Source organism: Neotamlana sedimentorum (assembly GCF_000943565.1).
GTDB classification, from domain to species: Bacteria; Bacteroidota; Bacteroidia; order Flavobacteriales; family Flavobacteriaceae; genus Neotamlana; species Neotamlana sedimentorum.
In genome coordinates, this window is sequence record NZ_JTDW01000037.1 from 1 (window position 1) to 2,242 (window position 2,242).

Annotated in this window: 1 protein-coding gene; it reads left to right on the forward strand. The window is 28.1% G+C overall.

Going from position 1 to position 2,242, the window contains the following annotated elements:
- Positions 1–55 precede the first annotated feature (55 nt).
- Positions 56–2,041, forward strand: coding sequence for a Helicase associated domain protein (locus PW52_RS16875; protein WP_044634160.1), 1,986 nt, complete (start codon positions 56–58; stop codon positions 2,039–2,041).
- The last annotated feature ends 201 nt before the right edge of the window (positions 2,042–2,242 follow it).

Sequence of the window (2,242 nt, forward strand, 5' to 3'; positions counted from 1 at the left end):
ATTATGTAGCCTTTATTCAGGACGGGTCATTTGAAAAAAAATCCGTGAAAGAATAATGATAGTAGAATTTTTAGGACAAGGCTTACATCTCGAAGAAGATGAAACGTGCGGAAATCACGTTTGTTCTGCTATAAAAGACGAATCATTTACACAAATAACAATCTTTGTCGCATTTTTGAGAAAACCTGGTTTAGACTATTTAGCACCTTTCATAAAACAAGCAAGAAAAGAAAATAGAAATGTAACTTTCTATGTTGGAATTGATGAAAGAGTTACATCAAAAGAGGCTCTCGAATTACTTTTAGAATTAGACACAGAAACGTACATTTATTATTCTGATAGTTACATTTATCATCCAAAAATTTACTTATTTGAAGGAGATAGAAATAGAATAATTACTGGTTCATCAAATCTTACAAAATCAGGACTTTTTTACAACGTTGAGTCCTCAATCCTTTTGGACTTTACAAATAGTGACACAAGTGGATTAAAAATTATAAATCAGTTAAAAGAATTTTATTCTTCATTTTTCGATTTTAGCGACCCAAATCTGGAATTATTGACAAGTGATTACTTGAATAAACTTGTTCTTGAAGATAAAGTGTCGTCTGAAGAATTTTCAAAAGGTTCTGACTACAATTCAAATATTCACGATAACTCAAAAAAAAGAGGTAGAAATCCAAAAATTACTGATTTAGGTCATTTAGAAATCAAGGAAAAGAAACCGATTAAAAAGTATCAGTCAATACTAAAAATAACAGAAGATTATCTTGCGAAATGGGATTATATGTTTAAAAAAATGGAACTTTTCTATAAAGAGAATGAACATTGTACAGTTCCAAGAGAATACAAAGACAGAACACTTTACGGTTGGTATAGTAAACAAAAACAATTATTTAAAGCTGGAATTTTACCTAAAGAACATTTAGAGAAATTAAAAACAATAAATTTCTATTTCGGAGATGCTCACGTATTGTATTGGGATAAAAAATGGCTCGACAGTTATAGTCAATTATTAAAAGTCTATAAAGAAACAGGAGAAAGTAATGTAAAAAGATATAAAGATAATACTCATCCTCTATTTTATATTTCAAATTGGGTTGCATTAGAACGAGGAAAATATAAAATAGGAAAACTAAAAGATTGGCAAATAGAAAAACTTGAAAAAATAGGTTTTAAATGGGAAATGGATGGAGTTCGGTCATTAAATAACGAAGATGATTGGCTCGATAAATTAGCACTTTTGGAACAATACAAAATAGAATATGGGGATTGTAATGTTTCACAAACTTTTAAGAATCCTAAATACCCAAAACTTGGTAAATGGTTAAATGACCAAAGAACATATTACAAAAAGAAAAGAGATTTTTTGAACGAGGAAAGAATTGGTCTTTTAGAAGATATGGGAGTTATTTGGGATATGGATGTTTATAATTTTGACCAAAGAATTAAAGAAATTCAAGAATACAAAAAAGAATTTGGAGATTTTAATATTCCATCAAACTACAAACCAAATCCAAACCTTGGAAATTATGTTTATCGTATAAAAACAAAAGGAATTAAAGAAAATTGGAAAAAAGAAAAATTGCATCAAATTGGGTTCTTTGAAATTGGAACGAAATCAAAAAAAGAAAAAGGCGGACATATTACACAGAATTGGTACAATAACTTAAACAAGTTAAAAAAAATAAACAATCCAGATATAAAAAAAGATAATCTTGAATATCCTAAATTGGCTAAATGGCTTCATAATCAAAAAAGAACTTTTAGATATGGAAGATTAAAAGATGAACAAATTAATGAACTAAAAAAGTTAAACATAAAACTTCCTGCAAGAAGTAAAAAAAGAAAAAAGTGGGATGAATATATTGAAATCATTGAACTTTTTAGAGAGGAATATGGAACAAAAGAAATTACGCCTGAATTTGATAAAGAGATATATATTTGGGTAAATCAACAAAAAGCAAATTACAGAGCAAAAGCGTTGAAAACTGAAAAAGTAGAAAAATTAAAGGAATTAGGAATTATAGAAAGTGAATAAAAACGTTGCACAACACCGTATATAATTTATTGCTAGTTCTAGCCTACTTACGAAAATCCTCTCGGATTTTCTATTCAGTTTTTATTTGTTAACTTAGTTACTTAACCACGCAACAAACCATATACAAACACGTTGTAACACATTTGAGAAAAACTAAAGACATATTAATTTTCGTATTTGCTATAATTGTAGTTTCGGCTT

Coding starts and splice junctions, on each gene's coding strand:
- PW52_RS16875 (WP_044634160.1), top strand. CDS start 56: ATGATAGTAGAATTTTTAGGACAAGGCTTACATCTCGAAGAAGATGAA.